This is a genomic window from Sanguibacter hominis ATCC BAA-789, assembly GCF_012396185.1.
Classification (GTDB): domain Bacteria; phylum Actinomycetota; class Actinomycetes; order Actinomycetales; family Cellulomonadaceae; genus Flavimobilis; species Flavimobilis hominis.
On the sequence record NZ_JAAXOW010000003.1, the window covers coordinates 220,976 to 241,192 of the forward strand.

Here is a 20,217-nt window from a genome sequence, read left to right on the forward strand (position 1 = left end):
CCGCACGTCCTGCGGGCGGCACGTCACGCAGCGGTGATGCGCTCGCTCGCGACGAGCCGCGCGAGCGCGTCCTCGGAGGAGTGCCGTCCGGACGCCTCGGCGCCGAGGAGGACGACCGAGCCGTCCTGCGCCCACACCCCGAGGGCAGCCCGCAGCGTCGGGGCGGCTCCGGCGTCGGCTCGCAGGAGAGCACGCGCCCCGGCGGGCGCGCTGGTCCCGGAGACGGCCCACGTGACGAGGTCCGCGTGGGTGACCGCGGGCGCGTCGTCGGCCACGAGAGCGTCGGCGTCCGGGTCGGTCGGCGGGACGTACCCGACGACGTCGCCGTAGGTCATCGTGTCGGCGGCGGCGTCGAGGGTGCCCGCCGGGAGCGGGGCGCCGAACGACCGGGCGAGCCCCGGCAGCGCGACGGCGACGACGTCCGTTCCCGGGGGGATCGCGCCCGCGTCGACCCATGCGGCCGGGCGGGTCGTGACGAGCGCGCGGGAGCCCGCTGCGGTGCCGGGCTGCGGCTCTCCGGCGGGGGAGAGGCGCACGGTCGCACCCGTGCCCCACGTCGCGAGCGCCCACACGAGCGTGCGCCAGTGGGCGGGCAGGTCGAGGACGACCGTCTCGCCGGCGGCGGCGTCGAGCTCTTCGACGAGCAGGTTGGTCGTCTTGGCGACCCAGTTGGCGAGCACCGCGCCCGAGAGCTCGATCCGTTCCGGGCCGTCGCCGTACCAGGTCAGGCGCGGTCGGCCGGGTTCGCGCTGGAGGAGGGCGAGGACGTCGGAGGGCGTCGTGGGGCTCATGGTCCGAGCCTACGAGAGGGTCCCGCTAACACACACCGGCTTGACTTCGGTGGATGACACGCGTGTAATTTCCCTAGTGCAACTAGGCGAACGATGAGGGGCGCACCCATGTGGAACCTGCTCGATGACGAGGGGCCTTTCCCCTCTGACGCATCGCGGCGCCCGGAACCCGCCGGCGCCGTCCTCCCGCTCTTTGGTGGAGACACCGACGAGGCGGTGATGGGCTGGCAGGAGCGTGCCCTGTGCGCCCAGACCGACCCCGAGGCGTTCTTCCCCGAGAAGGGCGGCTCGACCCGCGAGGCCAAGAAGGTCTGCACCGGGTGCGAGGTGCGTGCCGAGTGCCTCTCCTACGCCCTCGAGAACGACGAGCGCTTCGGCATCTGGGGCGGCCTGTCCGAGCGCGAGCGCCGCAAGCTCAAGCGCCAGGTCGTGTGACCTGCACGTCCACGCTGCTGCGAGCAGCAGGGCGCAGGATGACCTCAGGATGACCCACCCCACGCAGCACCCCGCGCCCCACGTCTCGACGCTCGACGTCACGGCGATCGTCGTGACCCGAGGCGCCACCCCCTTCCTCCCGACCACGCTCGCCGCGGTGGGGTCGTCGACGCTCGCCCCTCGCCGCCTTGTCGTCGTCGACGTCGTTCCCCGCGAGAAGGACCGGGCAGAGCTGCCCGACCGGCTCGGGCCCGACAGCGTCGCAGTCACCGCACTGCACGCGCCCGACGCCGACACGTTCGGCGAGGCGGTCTCCGCCGCGATCGCGCACCTCACGGCCGTCCCCGTCCCCGACACCGGTCGACGCCAGCGACGCCCTGGCCCCGCACAGCACGCGCCCGCTCCCGACATGGCGCTGGACGGCTGGCTCTGGCTGCTGCACGACGACTCGCCGCCCGAGCCCGGCGCGCTCGACGCCCTCGTCCGCGCGGTCGAGAACAAGCCGTCCGTGGTCATCGCAGGAGCCAAGCAGCGAGACCTCGACAACCCCACCCGGCTCCTCGAGGTGGGCCTGACCACCTCGCCGACCGGCGAGCGGATGACCGGCATCGAGGACGGCGAGGTCGACCAGGGCCAGCACGACGGAGCCGAGGACGTCCTCGGGGTCGGCCTCGCCGGTGCCCTCGTCAACCTCGACGCGTGGCGCACGCTCGGCGGCACCGACCCCGCTTACGGGCGGTACGGTGACGGGCTCGAGATGTGCCGCCGAGCACGCCTCGCGGGGCGCCGCGTGATCGTCGTCCCCCAGGCGGCCGTGCGGCACGCGCGGGCGAGCCTCACCGACCGCCGCGACCTCGACCCCGAGCACGTTCCCGAGCCCGAGCGCACCTTCGGGGCCCGCCGCCGCTCCACGCTCCACTACCGACTCGTCGGCGCTGCGCCCGCAGCCGTCCCGCTGCACATGCTCGCGATCCTCCTCGCCGCACCGTTCCTCGCGATGGCCCACCTCGCGGCGAAGCGTCCGCGCCGGGCTCGCGCAGAGCTCACCGCGGCAGTCCGCTCCGTCCTGCGCCCCGTCGCCCTCGCCCGGTCGCGCCGCCGTGCCCGTCTCACCGCGGCCCTCCCTCGCCGCGCGATCACACCGTTGCGCGCGACGTGGCGCGACGTCGCCTCCGAGCGTCGGGACCGTCGCCTCTCGCAGGCCGCACGCCGCCGTGCAGCGATGACAGCCGACCCGTTCGCCCGCGCCGAGCGACGTCGCGACCTCGCACGCCGGACGGGCGCGCTCGTCAGCACCGTCCTCCTGCTCGCCGTCGCGACCGTGTGGTGGCTCGGCCCCGCGATCGGGCCGCTCGCCGACGGCGGCCGCTTCGTGTCCGCCAACCTCCTGCCGGCAGGCGTGTCGCTCTCCGGGCTGTGGCACGACGTCGCCGACGGCTGGCTCCGCACCGGGACGGGCGCGCCGGGCGCCTCCGACCCCCTCCTCGTGACCTTGCTGCCCGCGACCGCCGTCGCGCACCTGCTCGGCGGCGACCTGCAGAGCGTCGTCAACGTCCTGCTCCTGCTCTCGCCCGTGCTCGCCGGCACGGGCGCCTGGTTCGCCGCGGGGACCGCCACGAAGTCCCTCGTGCTGCGCACGGTCGCCGCGCTCGCCTGGGTCGCGGCCCCGAGCCTCGCGGTCGGGCTCGTCGACGGTCGCTTCGGCGCGGTGCTCGCGCACGTGGCGCTGCCGTGGGTCGCGTGGGGCGCGCTGCGCGGTGTCGGGCTCGGTGCCCGCGCGCCGCTCGCACCCGCCGCGGCAGGCGCCGACGTCGTGCTCGCACCGGGCGGTTCCCTCCCCGCGGCCGCGCTCGGCGGCCTCGCCGCCGCCGCAGCGGTCGGTGGGGCGCCGCACCTCGCGCTCCCGCTTCTGTTGTCGCTCCTGATCCTCGCGGCCCTCCTGCCCCGACCCCGGGGCCAGCGCGGCTACCGACGCAACCTCGGGCTCGTCGCGGTCCCCGTGCTCCTCGTGATCGCGCCGCTCGTCGCGGAGCTGTTGCGCTCGGGTCCGCGCGCGCACTGGCGCGTCCTGCTCACCGACCCCGGGGTCGCGACGGCGTCGTCGACCGTGCCCGCCTGGCAACAGCTCCTCGGGTGGCCGGTACCGGCCGAGGAGTGGTTCCCCCGCTGGACGGGGATCGCATGGTTCGACGCCGCGCTGCCGTTCGCGGTCGGGACGCTCGTGGTGCTCGCGGCCGTGTCCGCGCTGACCCGGTCCGGGCTGCGGGCCCGCGCCGTGCGTGGCGCGTGGCTCGTCGCGGCCCTCGCGCTCGCGGCCGCGGCCGCAGCGGGGCTCCTCGTCGTCGGGCAGGGTGCCGACGGCGGCGTGCGCACGTGGACCGGGGGAGCGGTCTCGCTCGTCCTCCTCGCGCTCGGCGGTGCCGCGCTCGTCGGGCTCGACGGCGTCACGGTGCGCGCCGCCCAGCACTCGTTCGGCTGGCGCCAGCTCGGGCTCGGTGTCGGTGTCGCCGCCATCGTCGCGGCCTCCGGTGCGACGATCGCTCACGCCGGGCTCTCCGCCGACCTCACGGCGTCGTCGGGCCACGGGCTGCGTGTGCTCGACCGCGACGTCGTGCCTGCCGTGGGCCGCCAGATCCAGGACGCGCCCCGAGCCGGACGGGTCCTCGTGCTCGACGCGGGCGACGAGATCACCTACCAGCTCTTGCGCGGCAACGGACCCCTCCTGACCGAGTCGTCCGTCGTGCTCACCGAACGTGCCCTGCACGCCGTCGACGCCGAGCGGCCGCTCGGCCAGGCCGTGGCCGCCCTCGTGGGCGTCTCTGGCGAGGAGGCTGCCCCGCTCGCCGACCTCGGTGTCGCGGCCGTCGTCGTGTCCCCGGCCGGGACGCCTGCGCAACGCGAGTCGCTCGTCGCGACGCTCGGCACGTCAGCGGCCCTCGAGCAGGTCGCCGAGGGTGACTACGGCACGATCTGGCGCGTCTCGGCAGGACAGCCGTCCGCCGACGGCACGCCCGCGGTCGTGTCGTGGGCGCGCGTCGTCGACGCCCAGGGCGCTGCCACGGTCGTGCCCGCGGACGGCACGTCGATCGACGTCGACCTGTCCGCGACCAGCCAGCCGGCCGCCGCCGGGACCTGGGCGGCCGAGCCGGGCCGCCGCGTGCTCGTCCTCGCCGAGTCCGCCGACCCAGGGTGGCGCGCGACGCTCGACGGCAGGCCGCTCACCCCTGTCGAGGGCGATCGGTGGGAGCAGGCGTTCGAGCTTCCCGCCGACGCCGACGGGCGGCTCGTCGTGCGCTTCGAGTCCACGGGGAGCGGGTGGTGGCGCGCGACGCTCGTCGGTTTCGCCGTCGTGTACGCCCTGCTGCTGATCCCCGTCCGGAGGAAGGTGACGGTCCGATGACCGACGACGAGCGCACCGACGACGCGGTGGACGCCGAGCCGACCGCAACGGACGAGTCCGGGCCCGAGCCCGCCCGTGGGGCCGAGGCTCCCGCACCTCGTCGAGCCGTCGGGGCGGCCGTCCTGCGCGGCTTCACCGGGGTGCTCGTCGTCGGGCTCACCGTGGGCGTCGCCTACGGCGCGGGCCTCGTCGCCCCGGAGGAGACGACGGCCGCGCCGGCGACCACCGTCGACCTCGTCCCCGCGACGACGCCCCTCGTCTGCGCCGGTCCCACCCAGCTCGTCACGACCGACGCCGCGACCGACCCGGGGTTCGACCCGGCACCCGTCGGTACGACGTCGCTCGTCACGGGCGCCGTCCTCCCGCCGACGACGATCGCCGACCCCGTCCTGCGCACGCTCGACGAGGGAACGGTCGGTGCTCCCGTCGCCGCGGGCGCGGGTGCGTCTGTCTTCGGCGTCGCCGTCGCGAGCGGTACCGCGGTCTGGTCGGTCCCGGCCGCCGACGGCTCGGTGCACACGGCGGCGACCGCGTCGTCGGTCACCGCGGCAGGCGACCTGCGCGGCCTGGCCGCGACGGGCTGCCAGGCTCCGGCGATCGACCACTGGCTCGTCGCGGGCGGCACGGAGGTCGGGTCGAGCACGCGGCTCGTCGTGCAGAACCCGTCCCGCACCCCCGCCACCGTCGAGATCGAGGTGTTCGGCCCGGCCGGACGCGTCGACCTGGCGGGCCCGGCGATCCTCCCCGTCCCGGCCGGCGGCGCGACGACGACCCTCCTCGAGGGAGTCGCCGCCGGCCAGCGTCGTGTCGCGGTCCACGTCCGCGCGTCGGGCGCGCTCGTCGCGACGCACCTGCAGGTGTCGGCGCTCGACGGCGTGCGCCCGCTCGGCGTCGACCTCGTCGGCGCAGGTGCGGAGCCTTCGACGCGCCAGGTGCTCGCAGGCGTGGTGACGCCCGGCTCCGCCGTCGGCGACGACGGTCCGGTCGTCCGGCTGCTCGCACCCGAGCAGGCGACGACGGCGCGCCTCGCGATCTACGGGCCTGCGGGCCGCGTGCTGCTGCCGGGTGCCGACGACGCGACGCTCGAGGCGGGCGCCGTCACCGACGTCAGCCTCGCCGGCCTCCCCGCCGGCTCGTACGACGTCCTCGTCGAGTCCGACGCACCGGTCGTCGCCGCGGCGTCGACCAGGACGCCGGGGACGGAGGGCGACGACGTCGCGACGCTCACCTCCCAGGACCCGGGCACGGCGCCGGTGCAGGCCGCAGCGGCGCTGCCGTCCGGCCTGCGGCCGACCGTCGTCCTCGGTGCGGTCCCCGAGTCGGTCGACGCGGTTCCCGGCGCGCTCGTCGCAGGTCTCGACGCGACGACCCCGCCCGCCAGCGAGGACGCCGCCGCTGCGGCTGGTGTGCGTGCGCAGGTCGTCGCGCTCGACCGCGCCGGGAACGTGGTGTACGACCAGGTCGTCGAGCTGCCCGCCGGTGCCACGCGCGACCTCCCGGTCGGGGCGACCCTGCCGGGGGTCGACGTCGCGTCGGTGCTCGTGCGTGAGGTCGACACCTCGGGTGCACCGGTCGCCGGGGCGACGACACGTCTCGTGTGGTCGGTGCGGCTGACGGCCGACGCCCAGGACGGGACGGTCGACGGTCTCGTCGCGTCGCTCAGCCCGACGCCGCTGCGCAGCGCGGGCACGGAGATCATCCTGCGCGAAGGGCTGCGCGCAGGGCTCGACTGACCCCCGCTCAGGGACCTTCGACGAACCCGGGGTCGATCTCCTCGGGGCTGCGCCCGAGCATGTGCGCGACCTGCTCGACGACGACCGTCCGCACGATCTCGGCGATCTCCTCGCGGTCGACGGCACGCTCCTCGACCGGGCGCCGGTAGACGACGATGCGGTGCGCGAGCGGCCCGTCCGCGGGGAAGTAGCGGCCCATCGGCACACCGCGGCTGTGCTCCCACGGCGCCGGGTCCGACGGCGGCACGTCCTCGACCGCGAACTCGGTCCCCACGAGCTGCTTCGCCCAGGAGCGCTCGAGCCGCTCGACGGTCGCGAGGACCAGCTCGTCGAACCGCTCGGCCCGGGTGCGCGCCGCAGGCAGGTGCGGCGGGATGAGGGGGCCGCGCAGGCCGCGTCCGCGGCGGTCGCGACGGCGCACGCCCGCAGGGGGCACGGGGAGGCTGGGCCACCCCGAGCTGTACGCGGCCGGGAGGTCGCCCTCGGGTGCCTGCGGCGTGCGGCGGCGTCTGTCGGGCATGGCTCCAGGATAGGCGTCGCGCACGGGCGTCGCGGCGTGGGAGGTCATCAGAGGGTCTCAGGACGACGTAGCATCGACCATTGTGAGAAGCGTCCGTCAGTGTTCCCGAACCGCGTGCCTGCGCCCCGCCGTGGCGACGCTGACGTACGTGTACTCCGACTCGACCGCGGTCCTCGGCCCGCTCGCCACGAACGCCGAGCCGCACAGCTATGACCTGTGCGGCGAGCACGCGGAGCGGTTGACCGCCCCGCGCGGCTGGGAGGTCGTGCGGCTCGAGACCGACTTCGTCGAGGCTGGCCCCTCGCCCGACGACCTGCTCGCGCTCGCGGACGCCGTCCGTGAGGCCGGCCGGACCACGCCGCCGTCGCCGCGTGGCCGCCACATGGCGCTGCCGGAGCCCGTCCAGGTGGGCGAGGTCGCCCGCAAGGGGCACCTTCGCGTGCTGCGCGGAGAAGGCTGAGCGGGGCGGTAGCTCGATGGCGCGCGGCACACCGGGAGAGCGGCCTGCCACGGGCGGGCCTGCCCAGAGCGCGAGCGCCCCGCGCGGGCGCCGGCGCTCCGCCAAGACCCCCGACGTGGCGCCGCTCGGCTCGCTGAGCCAGTCCGCCCCCGTCCCTGTCGGCACACGCGGTTGCGTGTCGTGCGGCTCGCGCGACCTCACGCGGGTGCCCCTGCGCCTGACGGACGGGTCCGAGGTCGTCTTCGTCTCGTGCCACGACTGCGAGTCGCGCGGCTGGGTCGACACCGAGGGTGCTGCCGTGGCCGACGAGTACGTCCACGCGCGGTCGGGGCGCAAGTCCTGACCTCGCGCCGGGCGACCGTGACCCGCCCTGCTGCGGCTAGGGTTGTCAGGTGAGCAGCGTGCCGAGAGACCTCTCCTCCGTCGTGAACGCCTACGACGTCCGCGGCCACGTACCCGGACAGCTCGACGCGACCGTCGCCGCAGCCCTCGGCGCCGCGTTCGCGACGACCGTCGTCCTCCCCGAGGTGCCGAACGGCGAGAAGCCGCGCGTCGTCGTCGGCTATGACATGCGCCGCTCGGGCCCCGGCCTCGCCGACGCGTACGCGGCTGCGCTGACGACCGCGGGGATCGACGTCGAGATCGTCGGCCCGTGCTCGACCGACATGCTCTACCACGCGTCCGGTGCGGCGGGGGTCCCGGGGACGATGGTCACGGCGAGCCGTGAGCCCCTCGACCTCAACGGCTTCAAGCTGTGCCGCGCCGGCGCCCGTCCCGTCGGGCAGGGCAGCGGTCTCGAGGAGCTGCAGGCTGCCGCCGAGGGTTTTCTCACGGGTGGCCCTGTGCCCACGGCGGACGTGCCGGGCGGCGTGACGCGCCGCAGCACGCTGACCGGGTATGCGACCTTCCTGCGCGGGCTCGTCGACGTCGAGCACGTCCGGCCGTTGCGCGTCGTCGTCGATGCCGGGCACGGCATGGCGGGCCTGACGGTCCCGGCCGTGCTCGGTCGCGCGGCTGACCTGCCGAGGGTGCCGATCAAGGTGCTGCCGCTGCGGCTCGAGCACGACGGGGATCCTGACCGGCCCGTGAACGACCCGTCGGCCGAGGGCGGTCTCGCCGCGCTGTGCGAGGAGGTCGTCGCCGAGGGTGCCGACATCGGTCTGGCGTTCGACGCCGACGCGGACCGCGTCATCGTCGTCGACGAGAACGGCGTCCCGGTGAGCGCGTCTGCGCTCACCGCGCTCATCGGGCTGCGGCTCGTCGCACGCGAGAGCATGGAGCGTCGCACCGCGACCGTCATCCACGACCTCGTGACGTCGCGCGTCGTCCCGGACCTCGTCTCGGCGACGGGTGCCACGGCCGTGCGCACGCGCGTCGGCCACTCGTACGTGAAGGCCGAGATGGCCGCGCACGACGCCGTGTTCGGCGGGGAGCACTCTGCGCACTACTACTTCCGCGACTTCTTCTTCGCGGACACGGGCATGCTCGCCGCGCTGCACGTGCTCGCGGCCCTCGGCAGCCAGCCCCACCCGATGTCCGCGCTCGCCGAGATGTACGAGCCGTACAGCGCGGACGCGATCGACCTGCCGATGACGCCCGAGCAGATGACGCGGGCGCGCGAGCGCGTGGTCGACGCGTACGTGCACCAGCGTGGCGCGGGCGACGTCGAGGTCGACGAGCTCGACGGCCTCACCGTCTCCCACTGGGCCTCGATGCCCCAGTGGTGGTTCAACCTGAGGCCTGCGAACACGGAGCCCGTGCTCCGGTTCGTGGTCGAGGCGGCCGACGAGGACATGCTGACCAAGGTGCGCGACGACGTGCTGACGCTCCTGCGCGCGCAGGACTGACCGGAGGAACGATGAACCAGCCCCAGACCCCCGCCCCCCTCTCCGTCGAGCCCTGGGTCCGCGACATCCTGCGCTGCCCCGTGACGGGCGCGACGCTCGTCGACGGCGTCGGCCCGGGCGGCGAGCCCGAGCTGCACTCGACCGACCCCGAGCGCCCGCTCGCGTACCCCGTGCGCGACGGCATCCCGGTGCTCCTCGAGGACGACGCGCGCCCCCTGTGACGTGCGCGCCGTCCGACGCCTGGTCGGGCTGGTGAACCGCCGCGCGTCGCGGGCGGTCACGGCTTTACACTGATCCGCGCCCGAGCAGCCGCTCGGGCGCGGGAGACAGTCAGTCGGGAGGCACCGTGGCGCACGGTGGAGGAAACAAGGCGATCATCGCGGCGCTCGCCGCCAACCTGGGTATCGCCGTGACGAAGTTCGTGGCATACCTGCTCACGCACTCGTCGTCGATGCTCGCCGAGTCCGTTCACTCGCTCGCCGACTCCGGCAACCAGCTGCTCCTGCTGGTCGGCGGGAAGCGCGCCCGCCGCGAGGCGACCCCCGAGCACCCGTTCGGCTACGGGCGCATGCGGTACGTGTACGCCTTCCTCGTCTCGATCATCCTCTTCACGCTCGGTGGCCTCTTCGCGCTCTACGAGGCGTACCACAAGTGGCACGACCCGCACCCGATCGAGTCGTGGCACTGGGTCCCGATCGTCGTCCTCGTCTCGGCGATCGTCATGGAGGGCTTCTCCTTCCGCACCGCCGTGCGCGAGTCCAACCCGTTGCGCGGCACGCGCTCGTGGTGGCAGTTCATCCGGACCGCGAAGGCGCCCGAGCTGCCCGTCGTGCTCCTCGAGGACTTCGGTGCGCTGGTCGGCCTCATCCTCGCCCTCGGCGGCGTCAGCATGACGCTCGTGACCGACAACGGTCTGTGGGACGCGGCGGGCACCGCCTCGATCGGCGTGCTGCTCATCGTCATCGCGGTCGTGCTCGCCCTCGAGATCAAGTCGCTCCTGCTGGGCGAGGCGGCCTCGCCCGAGCACGTCACCGCCGTGCGCACGTCGCTCGTCGGCGAGGGCGTCGTCTCGGTCATCCACCTGCGCACGATGCACCTCGGACCCGAGGAGATTCTCGTCGCGGCGAAGATCGAGGTCGACGCCGCTGAGACCGCCGCCGAGGTGGCCCACGCGATCGACGCGGCCGAGAACCGCGTGCGCGCGGCTCTCCCCGGGATGGACGTGACGATCTACCTGGAGCCCGACCTGCGCCGCGCGCTCTTGTCCTGACGCTCTGCGAGGGCCCGGTCGGGGTCGACGAGCATGTGCACGAGCGGCGGCTCGACGAGCCAGCGCGTCGCTGCGACCACGGGCGCTGACGCGAGCAGGAGCGTCATCGCGACCGCGATCAGCGGGAGGACGACGCCGACGAAGGGCGCCGTTCCCCAGAAGTCCGGCCAGTCGAGGTGCCTCACGCAGTTGATGAGGACCGCGTGGAGGAGGTAGACGTACATCGTCTGCTGCCCCACGTAGGTCCACCACTGTCGTGTCGCCGGGGCGAGGGCGAGGACGGCCACGGTCCCGACGGCCCCGGTGACGAGCACGAGCACCCTGACCGCGATCCCCCCGGCGGGGGACAGGCCCATGGCGTCGTAGCTCAGGTCGAGCGTGAACAGCCCCTTCCGGAGGTCGTCACGCAGCAGGACGACGGCGGCCAGGCCCGCGACGAGGACCGCTGCACCGAGCCAACGTGCGGGGCGTGCACGCAGGAGCGCGAGGTGGTGGGGCTTGACGATCATCCCCGCGACGAAGAACGGCAGGAACGAGAAGAAGCGCGCGATCGTCATCGTCTGGTTCAGGTTGTCCATCAGGGGCATGAGGACCGCCAGCAGGATCGCGGTCAGGAGGGGCCAGCGCAGGATCTGCAGCACCGGGGTGACGAGACGCCACATCGCGAGAGCGAGCAGGAACCACAGCGTCCAGGTCGGCTTGAGGTACTGCACGGGGAAGTCGCCGTCGACCGTGACGAAGCGGATGAGCGCGTGGACCGTCTGGAAGATCACGTACGGGACGAGCAGGCCGCTGACGATCCGAGCGACCTGGTGGGGAGCCCCGCGGTACGACCGAGCGAGGTAGCCGGTGACGAAGACGAAGGCCGGCATGTGGAAGCTGTAGATCCACACCGAGAGGACCTTCGCGTAGGGTCCCGGTACCTGCGACAGGAGATGGCCCAGCACGACGAGCACGATGAGGATCGCGCGGGCGTTGTCGAGGACGAGGTCTCGACCCGCCGACGAGCCGGACGCAGCCGGGCCGGACGCAGCCGGGTTGCCCCCGGTGGGCTCGCTGCTCGGCGTCGTCGGAGCGGGAGGAGGAGAGATCACCGGACGACGCTAGCAAGAGTCCAGCGCCCCCGCGCGCCGCCGTGCGGAGTTGCCGCCCGCGCACTGCCGACCGATGGTTGAGGCATGGTCGACCCGCACCGCCGTCGTTCTTCCGTACCTGCCAGCGCCGCCGATGGGAGGGACATGATCCGTCGCCTCGAGCCGCCCGCCGCCACGGCGCTGGCCGCTCCCCGTGCACGGGCCGTGACCGTCCGTCGCGCGCTCGCGGCCCTCGTCGCGGCCGTCGTCTCCCTCCCTGCGGGCGCCGCCGTCGCGACCGCCCACGGCCCGGCTCCGGTCGGCTCGCAGGTCACCGCCTCGCGCGCAGAGACGTCGCTCTCGCTCGGCGTGAGCCACGACGTGGCGCGCAGGTACGAGGCCGTGTGGGCCACCGGCAGGGTGTCCGCAGCGGGAGCGGCCCTCCGCGACCGGAAGGTCACCGTCCAGGTCCGTCCCGCGACAGGCGGGTCGTGGACCTCGGTCGGCAGCGCGCGCACCAGCGCGACGGGACGCTACAGCGTCGCGCTGCGCGTGCCCGGGACGGTCCAGGTGCGCGCCAAGGTGGCAGCGACGGGCTCGACCGAGGCGGCCCGGTCGCAGGTGCGCGAGGTCGCGACCGTGACCTCCGACCGGACGCTCGGCGCTCGGCGGGCCGCACTGGCCTCCCGCGCCGGAGACTGGACCTCAGGGACGAAGAAGCTGACCAAGAAGGAACGGACGGCGACCAGGCTCAAGGGGCTCAAGGCCGTGCGGTACCGAGCTGTCGAGAAGGGGCTCCTCGTCGAGACCCGGACGTCGAAGGAGACGCGCACGTGGCGCGTCGCAGGCAAGATCCTCACGGCGTACCGCGCTGCCGGCGGACCGAAGGGACGCTACGGCGTCCCCGTCGGTGACGCGCGCTGCGGCCTGATGTCGGGTGGGTGCGTGCAGCGGTTCTCGCGCGGCGTCCTCTACTCGTCGTCGGCGAAGACGAAGGCGACGGGCACGGGCGTGCGCGGGGCACGCGGTGAGGTCGCTGCGGCAGCCGCGTCGCAGCTGGGCTACGCCAGACGAACGACCAACTCGCAGGTGCAGCACACCAAGTTCAACTCCTGGATGGGCTCGACCCGGCCCTGGTGCTCGATCTTCATGTCGTGGTCCTTCGCAGCGAGCGGCCACCGCAGCACCGTGCCGCAGGCCACGAGCTACACGAAGTTCCGCGCGGAGGTGCGTCGCACGATGCCCACGGGACGCACACCTCAGGTCGGCGCGCTCGCGTTCCTGGACACCCGGCCTCCGGCCGACGACAACCATGTCGCGCTCGTCGTCGCGCGCAAGGGCAAGAACGTCACGATCATCGAAGGCAACATGGGCGCTGGCTGGGGCAAGCGGGGTGTCGTCACCCGGACGATTCGCGCCTCGAGCGTCATCTTCTACGCCTACCCCTCGTACTGAGCCCCACCCCCGACGGGAGCGGCGCGGGTCGCACCCCTGAACCCCCGATTGCGAGCACATGCAGACACCTCGCCGCACGCTCACGACCCTGGCCGCCGCCGTCGCGCTCACCCTTGCCGTACCGGGGGCCGCGCACGCGGCACCCGCCCCGAGCGCCGCCGTGGAGGTGGTCACCACCCCGGTGGTCGCCTCCCCGAAGGCGACCGCGCGGTCGGCGTCGCGGATCTCCCTCAAGGCGAGCCAGGCGTCCGTGCGCAAGGGTGAGCTGGTGTGGCTCTCCGGCAAGGTCACCGGCGCGAAGCCGCACGGCCGCAAGGTCGTCGTCGAGCGCCGCAAGGCAGGCGGCGCATGGAAGAGGTACACGACCGCGACGACGAGCCGCGCCGGCTCGTTCTCCCAGTCCGTCCGTCCCACCGGCGTCTACCAGTACCGTGCGCGCGTCGCGGCGACGAGCAAGGCGACCGCGGCGGCGAGCCCCGCGCTCACGGTCACGTTCTCGAAGGGGAAGCGGACGCTCGCACAGCGTGCCGCGGTGATCGGCTCCGCGCGGCTGGGCGCGCCGGCCGCTGGCGTCGCAGCCCTCACCGGGTCCCAGGCTCGGGCGACCCGGGCCACGAAGGTCACCCGCGTGCAGCACCGTCAGTACGCGAAGGGCATGCTCGTCACCGTGGAGCGCGGCTCGACCGTGCGTACGTGGCTCGTCGCCGGCAAGATCCTCACGGCCTACCGCGCTCAGGGTGGTCCCACCGGGAGGCTCGGCGTCCCGGTCGCCGACCCAAAGTGCGGGCTCGTCGACAAGGGGTGCGTCCAGAGGTTCAGCCGCGGCACCGTCTACTCGAGCAAGGCCCACGCCCGGGCGACGGTGACCACCGTGACCGGGGCCGAGGGAGAAGTCGTGGCCGCCGCCCGGTCCCACGTGGGTTACCGGAAGAAGTACGCGAAGCAGAGCGTGCAGCACACGAAGTTCAACACGTGGATGGGCTCGACCGGCGCGTGGTGCAGCTTCTACCAGTCGTGGGCTTCGGCGGCGGCAGGCAGGGGATCGACCATTCCCAAGATCGCGAAGTTCTCCACGTTCCGTGACACGGTCAGGTCGCGCATGAAGACGGGCTCGAAGCCCAAGGTCGGTGCGCTCGTCTTCTTCAACACGTACCCGCCGGCTGGGGTCGCGACCCACGTCGGCCTCGTCACCGCGGTCAAGGCCGGGAAGATCACCGTCATCGACGGGAACACCCTCGGTAACCTGCCCGCCGGTACCCGCGGAGTCCTCGAGCGGACCTGGCCCGAGTCGCGCGCGCTGTACTACGCGTACCCCTCGTACTGAGCCGGCCGGCCCAGGGCGGCGCCCTGCCGATCAGGTCGGGGTGCCGCCTGTGGTCAGGCGGGACGTGTCGTGGGTCGTGTGCGCGCCGCGGAGCAGGCCGTTCCAGAACCCGGCGCCCCACGCGAGGTGCACAGACGGGAAGACGACGAGAGACCTGAGCCGGTCACCGAGCGTGCGTCCGCCTGCCGGGCTCGCGACGACCGCGAGCAGCGCGATCACGTAGAGCGCCGCACCGGCCCCGAGCGCCGCGCTGATCCAGCGCCACGCGCCGCCGAGGCCCGCGAGGCCCGTGACCGCGCCGACGACGACGGTCAGCGCGAGCCAGGCGACGAGCGCGGGCGGCACGAAGTAGCGCAGCCCGTTGCGCGACCCGAGGCGTCGAGCGAGCTCACCGCGCCACGACCCGGTCGCGAAGAACTGGCGGACGAGCTGGCCCCACGTCTCGCGGGGACGGTAGGTCACGGCGAGGCGCGGGTCGAACCACACCGTGTAGCCCGCCGCACGGATGCGCAGGTTGAGCTCCCAGTCCTCACCGCGCCGCACAGACTCGTCGTACAGGCCGACCTCGTCGAGCACCGCGCGGCGGAACACGCCGAGGTAGGCGGACTCCGACGGGCCTTCGTCGCCACCCACGTGGTAGCTCGGACCGCCGAGACCGAAGCGGCTCGTGTACGTGCGCGCGACCGCGCTCTGGAACGGCGAGAGGCCTTCCGCCTTCATGACACCGCCGACGTTCGCCGCGCGGGTGCGGGCGAGCGTCTCGAGCGCCTGCCGCGTGTAACCCTCCGGCAGCACGGAGTGCGCGTCCACACGGACGACCGTGGGGTACCTGCTCGCCCGGATCGCCAGGTTGAGGCCCACGGGGATGTGCGTCCGGGGGTTGTCGACGAGGACGACACGATCGTCGTCGGCGGCGATGCGCCGGGCGAGCTCGGTCGTCCCGTCGTTCGACGGGCCGAGCGCGAGCACCACCTCGCACGGCTCGGACGTCTCCTGCTCGAGGATCGAGCGCACCGCCGGCTCGAGGTACCGCACCTCGTTGAGGACCGGCATGACGTAGCTGACTCCGGCCCCGGGAGGGGGGACGTCGGCGGGGCGGGACGCGGGCGCAGGAGAGGACATGGTGCCTTCTGGTCGGGAGCGGCGATGTGCTGCCCCGATGATGGCAGATCCGCCGGGAACCCGGCTGATAGCGTTCCAGCCGTGCTCCGATTCACGTTCGCCCGCGGGAACGTCCGCAAGCTGTTGTCCCTCCCGGCCTACGGCGCGGGGCACCTCGCGAGCCGCGTGATCCGTCGGGACCCGAAGCTGTGGGCCTTCGCGAGCGGCATCGGCGTCGGTGAGGGTGCCCGCGTCCTGCTCGAGCACGTGCGTCGCGTGGACCCGGACGTGCGGGTCGTGTGGGTCGCGCGCCACGAGCGCGACGTCGCGGACGCGCGGCGCCTCGGCATCGAGGCGGTGCTCAGGTCGAGCCGCGAGGGCCTCCTCACGACCCTGCGTGCGGGCGTGCTCGTCGTCACGCACGGGTTCGGCGACGTCAACCGGTTCGGCACGAGCGGCGCGCTCGTCGTCCAGCTGTGGCACGGCGTCCCGTTCAAGAGCCTCCACCTGGACTCTCCCGAGGCGCTGCGGCTGCCGGGCCCGCTGGGTGCCGTCCCGGGCGCGCGAGCGCTCATCCGGTTCGCCTACCGCTGGGCGTCCCGGGGCATCGGGATCTTCGCGGTGGCGTCGGTCGAGTCGGGACGTCGCCTGCGCAGCGCGTTCGGGCTGCGCAGCGACCAGGTTGCGGTGACGGGCGACCCGCGCGACGACGTCCTGCTCGCCGGGGCCCCGGACGAGCTTGCGCTGGCGGCGCGCAGCAGGCTCGCCGACCTGCTCGGGGACGAGCGCCTCGAGGACCGTCGCACGCTCCTGTACGCGCCGACGTGGCGCGACGGCGCCCCCGACCCTGCGGTCCCGTCGACCGATGAGTGGGCGCGGATCGCGGCCTACCTCGACGAGACCGACTCGCTCCTGCTCGTGCGCTCGCACCCGCTCGGTGCTGGCAGCTACGCGGCCGCCTACGAGCTCACCGACAGGGTCCTCATGCTCGGGGCCGACGTCCAGGCGGACGTGACCCCGCTGCTGCCTGCCGTCGACGTCCTCGTGACCGACTACTCGTCGATCGCGATCGACTTCGCGCTGCTCGGGCGGCCCGTCCTGTTCCTCGCGCCCGACGCCGAGGAGTACGTCGCGCGACGCGGCACGTACGAGCCGTACGCGCGGCTCTCGGGCGGCAGCGACGTGCCGACGTGGGACGAGCTCCTCGCCCTGCTCGCCCGCGCCGACGCGGACGACGCGACGCACGACGCGCTCGTCGCGCACGCCCGCGCGCTGGCGCTCCGCTTCCACGACCTTCCCGACGGCCAGGCCGCTGCACGCGTGTACGACGAGGTGCGGCGTCGGCTCGCGGGCCTTGCGTCCGAGCGACTGCTGACCGGCGCCGAGCCGAGGCCGGAGCCCGAGGCGCGCCCCGACGACGGCGTCGTGGTCGACACGGTCGACGTCCGGCTCCCGGGCGAGGGGCTGCTCGACGCGACGGCGGACGGACCGGTCCTCGAGCTGGGCGGCGCCGTGGCGGAGGGCGCACCGTCGACCGTCGAGGTCGTCGGAAGCCGCTGGCGCGCCTCGGCACCCGTCACGGTCGAGGGCGAACGGTGGTGGGTGCACGTCCCGCTGCTCTCGTCGCGGTGGGGCGGTCCCGCGCTGCCGCCGCCATCGGGCGCCTACCGGGTCGCTGTGACGCGCGACGGCCACGGGCCTGCCGCGCCCCGCCCGTACGGCCACCTCGTGCCACGGACGCGGCTCGTCGCCGGCCTGTTCAGCGCGACCCTCCGCACGGAGAGCGGCCAGGTCGTGCTGCGCCTCGCCCCGCCGTTGCGCGACGACGAGCGCGGCACCCTCGCGCAGGCCCGCTGGGAGGCCTGGTACCGCCGCGACGCAGGCCCCGCGGCGGCTGCGGGACCGTCCGTGTTCTTCGAGAGCTTCTCCGGGCGCAACGCGTCCTGCAACCCGCGCGGGATCGACCGAGCGCTCGCCCGCGAGCATCCCGGCGTCACCCGGTTCTGGTCGGTCGTGGACGCCTCGGTCCAGGTGCCGCCCGGCGCGGTCGCGGTCGTCGAGGGCAGCCGGGAGTGGTGGGCCGCACGCTCGCGCGCGCAGGTCCTGGTCGTCAACGACTGGTTGCGCAAGCGGTTCCGCGCCCGGCCCGGGCAGACGGTCCTCCAGACGTGGCACGGCACGCCGCTCAAGCGCATCGCGCTCATGCGACCGGGCCTGCGCCCGGCCGCGGCGGTCGCGACGTGGCGCGAGAGCGGCCGCTGGGACGTGCTCCTCGCGCAGAACCCGTTCGCGGTGCGGATGCTGCGCCGCTCGTACGCGTTCCGCGGGAAGGTCTGGCAGGACGGATACCCGCGCAACGACGTCCTGAGCGACGGCGCGGGCGTGCGCGAGGCCGTGCGCGAGCGGCTGGGCCTCGCGGACGACGTCACGGCGGTGCTCTACGCCCCGACGTGGCGCGACGACCGCCTCGACCAGGTCGACCACCTCGACGTCGCGCGTCTCGCCCGTACGCTCGGCCCGCGCTTCGTGATCCTCGTGCGCGGGCACGCTCGCACGCTCGCCGAGGCTGACGACGTCCTCGCCGACGGCGTCCTGGACGTGTCGACGTACCCCGAGATCTCCGAGCTCTTCCTCGCGTCCGACGCTCTCGTGACGGACTACTCCTCGGTCATGTTCGACTTCTGCGTCACGGGCCGCCCGATGCTCTTCTTCGTCCCTGACCTCGCCGACTATCGTGACCGTCTCCGCGGGTTCACGTTCGACCTCCTGCCCGTCGCGCCGGGCCCCGTCGTGGAGGACGCCGACGCGCTCGCGGACCACCTCCGTGACCTGCCGCGGGTCGCCCGCGACCACGCCGACCGGTACGACGCGTGGCGGAACCGCTTCGCCCCGCGTGACGACGGTCAGGCCGGCGAGCGGGTCGTGCGCCGGCTGCACGCCGAAGGGCGGTTGCGGCCGTGACGGCCCACGCGGGCCGTGCGCGTGCCGACGCCCCGACGCCGAGCGTCGTCGTCGACGTGCCCGTCCCGCGGGTGCGGCGGGAGGACGCTCGCGCGTGGCTCCCGCTCGTCGAGACGGTCGCGCGCAGCGAGCCAACCGTCCTCGTCGCGCGCGACGCGCGGGCCGCGCGGGACCTGCGGCGGCTCACGTCGCTGCGCGTGGTCCGGGCCCGGACGACCGACGAGCTCACGGCTGTCTACGACGTGCTCGGTGCCGCCGTCGTGCTGCACCCGCTGACCGCACGCCGCACGTTCCAGGCGTTGTCCTACCGGCGTGCCCTGCACGTCTACCTCGGGTCGCCCGAGGCGGCGGGGGAGGACGGGACGTCGCGGCTGCTCGTCGCCTTCGACCGGGTCCTCGTGCACGACGACGCCCAGGTGCGCCGCGTCCTGAGCGACCTCCCGGCGATCGATCGGCACCGCGTGGCTACCGTCTCGGCGCGATCGGTCGCGGACGAGGTCGCGCGGGTCGTCGCCGACCGGGAGGTGCTGCTCCGTTCGGCGCCCGACCTGCCCGAGCCCGCCCGCACGGCGGCAGCGCTGCGCGACGCCGGGGTTCGCGGCCGCGCGGTCGAGCTCGCGCTCGCCCTCGCGGAAGGGCCAGGGCGCCGCGCCCGGTCCGCGCTCGTGCGCGTGCGCTCGCGGGGTGCTGCCCCGCAGGTGCAGGCGGTCGACGGCCGCGCCGACGTCGTCCTCTACGTCGCGGACGACCCGGCACGGCTCTACCAGTCCGGCCAGTGGCTGCGGGTGCTCGAGGCCCTCGACGGCCTCGAGGTCGCGGTCGTCGCGCGGCACCCGGGGTCGGCGGCGGCGCTCCGCAGCGCCACGTCCCTCCCGGTGCACCTCGCCGTCAGCACGGCCGCGCTGCGCACCGCATACCGGGAGCTGGGCACCCGCGTCGTGATGTACCCGAGCAACTCGGTGCGCAACGTCGACTCGCTGGGCGCACGCTCCGTGCGGCACGTCCACGTCGGCCACGGCGAGTCGGACAAGGCGTCGAGCGTCGCGCGGCAGTCCTTCGCGTACGACCTCGTGGTCGTCGCCGGCCAGGTGGCGATCGAGAGGTTCCGTCGGGGGCTGCTCGACGGCGACCGTCTGCCCCTGGCCGCGTGCGGGCGCCCCCAGCTCGACGTCCTGCCGGCGCCGACGCTCGACCGGGTGCCGGGCCGACGCACGGTGCTGTACGCCCCGACCTGGTTCGGCGAGAGCCAGGACAACAACTTCACGTCCCTCGACGTGCTCGGCGAGGCGATCGTGCGAGCGTGCGTCACCACGCCGGGGGTCCGTGCGGTCTACCGGCCGCACCCCCGGACGCTCGCGGCCCCGCCCGGGGCCGAGCGGGACGCGCACGAGCGCGTCCTGGCGGTCCTCCGTGAGGCGGGCGAGCGCGACCCGGGCGCGGGTCACGTGTGCTCGGTCGACGGCGACGTCACCGGCTTGTTCGACGCCGTCGACCTGGTCGTCGGGGACGTGTCCTCGGTGCTGATCGACGTCCTCGTCCTGCGGCCCGACGCCCCGGTCGTCGTCACGGACCGCCGCGGCGACCGCGCCGCGCTCGTCGCGCGCTCGCCCCTGGCCGGGGTCGTGCCGGTGCTCGAGCCCGGGAGCGGGGCGACGGTCAGCGCCGTGCTCGCAGAGCAGCTCGACCACGACCCGGCGCGGTCCGACCGCGAGCGGCTGCGCGACCGCTACGTCGCGTACCCGCCGGGGACGGCGACCGCGGCTCTGCGGGCGCTCCTTCTCGACGAGGTCCGCGCCTCCGGCAGCGCCGAGGAGCCAGGCGTCGCGGGCTAAGATCGTCAGCGCCGA

General features: G+C 74.4%; 16 protein-coding genes. 12 read left to right on the forward strand and 4 right to left on the reverse strand.

Annotated elements, in window-relative coordinates; all coding sequences use genetic code 11:
• Positions 1-23 precede the first annotated feature (23 nt).
• Positions 24-791, reverse strand: coding sequence for a TIGR03089 family protein (locus tag HF995_RS10700; protein ID WP_168447787.1), 768 nt, complete (start codon positions 789-791; stop codon positions 24-26).
• A gap of 108 nt (positions 792-899) precedes the next feature.
• On the opposite strand from HF995_RS10700, the gene HF995_RS10705 reads away from it, so the two are divergent.
• Genes HF995_RS10705 through HF995_RS10715 form a run of 3 tightly spaced genes read left to right on the forward strand, consistent with a single transcriptional unit; the run spans position 900 to position 6,359 of the window.
• Positions 900-1,226 (forward strand): WhiB family transcriptional regulator, encoded by a 327-nt coding sequence (locus HF995_RS10705; RefSeq protein ID WP_286189564.1) that lies wholly within the window; start codon positions 900-902, stop codon positions 1,224-1,226.
• 49 nt (positions 1,227-1,275) lie between these two features.
• Entirely contained in the window at positions 1,276-4,626 is a 3,351-nt protein-coding gene (locus tag HF995_RS10710; RefSeq protein ID WP_168447789.1) for a glycosyltransferase, read from the forward strand.
• Positions 4,623-6,359, forward strand: a complete 1,737-nt coding sequence (locus HF995_RS10715) for a DUF5719 family protein (RefSeq protein WP_168447790.1) — start codon at positions 4,623-4,625, stop codon at positions 6,357-6,359. Before HF995_RS10710 ends, HF995_RS10715 begins: the two co-directional genes overlap by 4 nt.
• A gap of 7 nt (positions 6,360-6,366) precedes the next feature.
• Here the strand turns inward: HF995_RS10715 and HF995_RS10720 are convergent, their stop codons facing one another.
• The gene (locus tag HF995_RS10720; protein ID WP_168447791.1) at positions 6,367-6,879 is read right to left on the reverse strand and encodes a metallopeptidase family protein; all 513 of its coding nucleotides are present in this window, start codon (positions 6,877-6,879) and stop codon (positions 6,367-6,369) included.
• 82 nt (positions 6,880-6,961) lie between these two features.
• Here HF995_RS10720 and HF995_RS10725 point away from each other — a divergent pair, with 82 nt between their 5' ends.
• From HF995_RS10725 to HF995_RS10745, 5 genes are all read left to right on the forward strand, one after another.
• Complete coding sequence (locus tag HF995_RS10725; protein ID WP_168447792.1) at positions 6,962-7,339, forward strand: DUF3499 domain-containing protein; 378 nt, start codon at positions 6,962-6,964, stop codon at positions 7,337-7,339.
• Positions 7,340-7,355: 16 nt separating this feature from the next.
• Positions 7,356-7,682 carry a hypothetical protein gene (locus tag HF995_RS10730; protein WP_168447793.1) on the forward strand — a complete coding sequence of 109 codons (327 nt, stop codon included), beginning with the start codon at positions 7,356-7,358 and terminating at the stop codon, positions 7,680-7,682.
• Positions 7,683-7,731: 49 nt separating this feature from the next.
• A complete protein-coding gene (locus HF995_RS10735) occupies positions 7,732-9,186 on the forward strand; it encodes a phosphohexomutase domain-containing protein (RefSeq protein ID WP_434060855.1) in 1,455 nt (484 codons plus the stop codon).
• Between the two features lie 11 nt (positions 9,187-9,197).
• Positions 9,198-9,407: a Trm112 family protein gene (locus HF995_RS10740; RefSeq protein WP_168447794.1), complete on the forward strand. Its 210-nt coding sequence runs from the start codon at positions 9,198-9,200 to the stop codon at positions 9,405-9,407.
• Between the two features lie 125 nt (positions 9,408-9,532).
• Positions 9,533-10,456: a cation diffusion facilitator family transporter gene (locus tag HF995_RS10745; RefSeq protein WP_168447795.1), complete on the forward strand. Its 924-nt coding sequence runs from the start codon at positions 9,533-9,535 to the stop codon at positions 10,454-10,456.
• On the opposite strand, the gene HF995_RS10750 is transcribed toward HF995_RS10745, so the two are convergent.
• The gene (locus HF995_RS10750) at positions 10,417-11,550 is read right to left on the reverse strand and encodes an acyltransferase family protein (RefSeq protein ID WP_168447796.1); all 1,134 of its coding nucleotides are present in this window, start codon (positions 11,548-11,550) and stop codon (positions 10,417-10,419) included. The two genes, HF995_RS10745 and HF995_RS10750, sit on opposite strands and share 40 nt — an antisense overlap.
• Before the next feature lie 144 nt (positions 11,551-11,694).
• On the opposite strand from HF995_RS10750, the gene HF995_RS10755 reads away from it, so the two are divergent.
• Positions 11,695-12,984 carry a CHAP domain-containing protein gene (locus HF995_RS10755; protein ID WP_168447797.1) on the forward strand — a complete coding sequence of 430 codons (1,290 nt, stop codon included), beginning with the start codon at positions 11,695-11,697 and terminating at the stop codon, positions 12,982-12,984.
• A gap of 58 nt (positions 12,985-13,042) precedes the next feature.
• A complete protein-coding gene (locus tag HF995_RS10760) occupies positions 13,043-14,308 on the forward strand; it encodes a CHAP domain-containing protein (RefSeq protein ID WP_168447798.1) in 1,266 nt (421 codons plus the stop codon).
• 30 nt (positions 14,309-14,338) lie between these two features.
• Here the strand turns inward: HF995_RS10760 and HF995_RS10765 are convergent, their stop codons facing one another.
• A complete protein-coding gene (locus HF995_RS10765) occupies positions 14,339-15,430 on the reverse strand; it encodes a glycosyltransferase family 2 protein (protein WP_168447799.1) in 1,092 nt (363 codons plus the stop codon).
• Positions 15,431-15,511: 81 nt separating this feature from the next.
• Between HF995_RS10765 and HF995_RS10770 the strand changes: the two genes are divergently transcribed.
• Complete coding sequence (locus HF995_RS10770; protein WP_168447800.1) at positions 15,512-18,370, forward strand: CDP-glycerol glycerophosphotransferase family protein; 2,859 nt, start codon at positions 15,512-15,514, stop codon at positions 18,368-18,370.
• Positions 18,367-20,202 (forward strand): hypothetical protein, encoded by a 1,836-nt coding sequence (locus HF995_RS10775; protein ID WP_168447801.1) that lies wholly within the window; start codon positions 18,367-18,369, stop codon positions 20,200-20,202. The genes HF995_RS10770 and HF995_RS10775 overlap by 4 nt, the downstream gene beginning before the upstream one ends.
• Positions 20,203-20,217 lie beyond the last annotated feature (15 nt).